The organism is Parabacteroides caeci, from assembly GCF_023656795.1.
GTDB classification, from domain to species: domain Bacteria; phylum Bacteroidota; class Bacteroidia; order Bacteroidales; family Tannerellaceae; genus Parabacteroides; species Parabacteroides segnis.
The window spans coordinates 1-3,744 of record NZ_JAMOKT010000131.1 but is presented as its reverse complement, the minus strand read 5'-3'; the positions used below and the strand labels follow the sequence as shown (position 1 = coordinate 3,744).

Sequence of the window (3,744 nt, the reverse complement as noted above, 5' to 3'; positions counted from 1 at the left end):
CCATATGTTAGCTTTCAATTTATGTTGTATAATAATTGTATTTAACTTGTGAACAGTTAGTTGTGTGTTTTGGGAACAACATATTTATTTATATAATCCATTGAGAAAAGCTATGATGTCAGGATTATCTTTCCAGCACTTTTGTTTTGTGGAGCTAATAACCTCACAACAATCAAGAGCTTCGGATTTGGCTTTCATGCTAACCTCTGCATAGACATTGGTTGTATCCACAGAAACATGTCCAAGCCATGCTCGGATTGTATTAATGTCTACTCCGGCTTGAAGAAGATGCGTAGCTGTCGTGTGCCTTATCACATGAGGCGTTACATTTTTCTTTCCAAGGGAGGTGCATTTTTTAGCAGCTTCGGCGGCATATTTTGTTATCAGTCCATATATTCCAAACCGGGTGAGTGGGGCGTGATGGCGATTTATAAATATGCTTTGTGTAGGAGTCAAGTTCTTGACAAGTTTCCGTATCTCACGGTTGGTGCTTTTCCAAAGAGGACACCTACGTGTTTTATTGCCTTTTCCATGCAGTATAACAGTGGAGGTAGTATGGTCATAATCGGCTACAACCAGTTTGGACACTTCGTCCACTCTGGCTCCTGTGTTATACATGAACAGGATAATGACATAGTCCCTGTAACCATATTGTGTAGTTTTATCCGGGGCTTCAAGCAATGCTTCCATCTCGTCCCTCTCCAAATAGCCAATCATTGGTTTCTGGTGTTTTTTCATGGGTATGAGTTTAAGTTCCCGATAAAGTTCTGCATGTTCCGGATTATAAGTTGAGAGATATTTGGCAAATGCAAGTATGCTGGTAAGCCGTTGGTTTCTGCTTGCAGGAGATATTTTGCGGGAGCCTTCAAGATTTTTCAGGAAGTCTTGCACATTGTTCTTCGTAAGGAGGTTCACGGAGAGTTTTTCTATCCCGATCTTGTTCATTTTTGACAAGTACGGAAGCAGAAGCTTGAATGTGTCACGATAACTCAACAAAGTGTTCTTTGACAGATTGCGAACAGTTGTGGCATATTCCAGTAAGAACCGGCGTAGCCAATAGCTTATGTATTCATTATGGGTATTCATATTTTATTATTTTGATAGTCTGTAATTCTCAAAAAGTTGCAATGCCGTTTCCAGCAATTCAGGTGTCATCGTCAGATAAACGCTTGTATACTTGATAGAAGTATGTCCGAGATAGGTGGAAAGGATAGGCAACATTCGCTGTACATCTACTCCTTCCTTGTACCATTGAATCAAACGATGGGTTGCAAACGTGTGTCGGAGGTCATGTATCCGCGGCTGGTATCTATCCGAGTCCGTCCGGATTATTCCTGCCTTTTTCCGTATTAGTTTAAAACTGTTCCGGAAAGTATGGAGGTTGACAGCCTGAGCTTGCTTGGTTACAAAAAAGGGAGCGTCCTTATCAACCGAAAAACCGGATTCTTTGAGCCAGCCAAAATAACTCAGGAGCCTTTTTTTTACTTGAGTGTTGAATGGAACAATCCTTGATTTGTAAAATTTTGTAGTACGTATAATAATGTAAGACTCTTCCCAAATTATATCGCCTACCCTCAGTGTTATGACCTCACAAGTGCGAAGTCCCATCGTATACATGGTAATCAGCATTGTCTGATATACAAAGGGGATGATTACATTTTGAGTTCTCCTGGTATAGCCTAAGGCTGAACTGAACAACCGTTTAAGTTCATCCCGGCTATATATATAAGGAACAAGCCTGGCAGGTCTCTTCGGCATATCCCATGTCAATGGAATTGTTTCAATAAGGCTTCGCTGAAAAGCCCATTGAAAGAATCCCTTCAAGGACGTGTGACGAGCAAACCACATCGCCGTAACCTTGTTCTCCTTATATAGGAATGAGTTCACGGATTCCATATTTATCAAGGAGATATCGGTCGTATTACCAATAAACTTGCTAAAACTCACAAGAAGAATACCGGCAGATTTGAATTTTTCCCCAAGGTTGTGCCTGTACTCAATATATTTGATTACAGCTTCTTTGACAGTCATAGCAAATCCTCCCAGTTCATTTCTGCGACCATGCTTAGTGTTTTCAGATTCACTTTGGCATATATCCTCGTGGAATCCGGGCTTTCATGTCCGAGTTGTCGACTGACATTATACAACGGGAATCCTTCGTTGACAAGCCGTGTGGCAGTCCAATGTCTCAGTGCATGGGGACCATAGTGCCTAAGTTCCATACCCTGACTTCTCAGAGCCTTGCTCACAATGGGATATACCGCATTGTGGCTAAGTCCTCTATACGGTGGTACCATACATTGGAACAAAGATTTTTGAGATGAATCATTTATTCTTACTTCTGTCAGATAACGTATGATGGCATTACCGACTTTCACGGTAAGCGGGAAGACTTGAGGCCGTTCACCTTTGGAGCGACGGAACAGGATTGTCTCCTTGTCCCAGTCTATATCATTCAGTTGTAGGCTGACCAGTTCATGCGTGCGGATTCCATAAACGGACAAAAGTATCATTATGGCATAGTTCCGAATGTTTGTTTTACTATTGAAGTCTGAATAAAATTGAACGGCTCCGAGTACCTGTTCTTTCTCTGGAGCGAAAGGAAGACCGTCTTCAGAGTACAAACGTGGTGGTTTGAGTGCCAAGGATAACTTGTCTGGACACCAGTTTTGTGTGGCGGCATATTGAAGGAACGAACGCAAATGGCTGATGTATTCGGCCAATGTCTTACGACTGATGTTCCATTCCCTATGGATACTTGTAAGGAACATATCAATATGCTCTGGTTGCATAGTGGACAACTCTGGATGCATTTGACCAAGGACGGGTAACATACAACATAGAACCTTACGTTTTCCTTTAATGGTATGTTTTGAATAGTTTTTTTCGTCAGAAAGAAAACGTAGATATTCTTCTGCATATTCATTAAAACAAAAAGAAGTGCTCTTGGAGACTTGTATGCCTAAAAAATCAAGCCAACTCATGGCTACTCTTGTAAATATCCCTTTTCGGTATATTACGTTTGAATCCGATTGTTTACCTCCACGTGCGTATTTTTCTGCGCCTAAGATGATTTCTTTTTTTGAAAAAGAAATTTGAGTACATACGGATAAATTCTGAACAACACGAAGTTGGACATAAGCCATCAGCCTGAGATAATTGTCTGAATATCCCAAATTGCGACTATGTTTTAGAAAAGCTTCCCTTTCTGCAAGCATTGGGGCTGATGCCATTTTTGCACGTGACTGACGTCGAGGAAACAAGCTGTTTAAAACAGGGGCTTCCATAAGCCCGTCAAGATTAGACAAGCCAATAAAGCGTATCCATTTCATTGCCGTTCTGATTATATGTTTTTCAGAAGTGATTCCAAGTTGATTGTCCTGACAAAAACATTTAATGGATGCAGAAACGGTCTCAAATACGAGAGGCTTGTTGTCGATTGGGAGAATACAAACTATTCTTAACAGGAATAGTGATGTTTTCTTTAGATAATCGTCTTTGTACCCCTTGCTTCTGAGGTATTCAAGATATGATTCCCTTTCAGATAGCATCGGAGCTTCAAGATACTCTTGATGACGATTCTTGTCTTTGATAAGTTCCGTAATTATCATAAGCACAGTTTTAAAAAATTAATAATAAAGCATAGGTAGACATCCTAAAATATGTTACCCAAAAAACACACAACTAACTGTTCGCAAGTTAAATACAATTATTATACAACATAAATTGAAAGCTAACATATGG

3 protein-coding genes are annotated in these 3,744 nt (G+C 40.3%); all 3 read right to left on the bottom strand.

The window, feature by feature from the left end; all coding sequences use genetic code 11:
* Window positions 1-84: 84 nt before the first annotated feature.
* The gene (locus tag NBH15_RS28950) at window positions 85-1,086 is read right to left on the bottom strand and encodes a tyrosine-type recombinase/integrase (RefSeq protein ID WP_250824194.1); all 1,002 of its coding nucleotides are present in this window, start codon (window positions 1,084-1,086) and stop codon (window positions 85-87) included.
* A 6-nt stretch (window positions 1,087-1,092) separates the two neighbouring features.
* Window positions 1,093-1,887 (bottom strand): tyrosine-type recombinase/integrase, encoded by a 795-nt coding sequence (locus NBH15_RS28945; protein ID WP_250824193.1) that lies wholly within the window; start codon window positions 1,885-1,887, stop codon window positions 1,093-1,095.
* A gap of 140 nt (window positions 1,888-2,027) precedes the next feature.
* Window positions 2,028-3,611, bottom strand: a complete 1,584-nt coding sequence (locus tag NBH15_RS28940) for a tyrosine-type recombinase/integrase (protein ID WP_250824192.1) — start codon at window positions 3,609-3,611, stop codon at window positions 2,028-2,030.
* Window positions 3,612-3,744 lie beyond the last annotated feature (133 nt).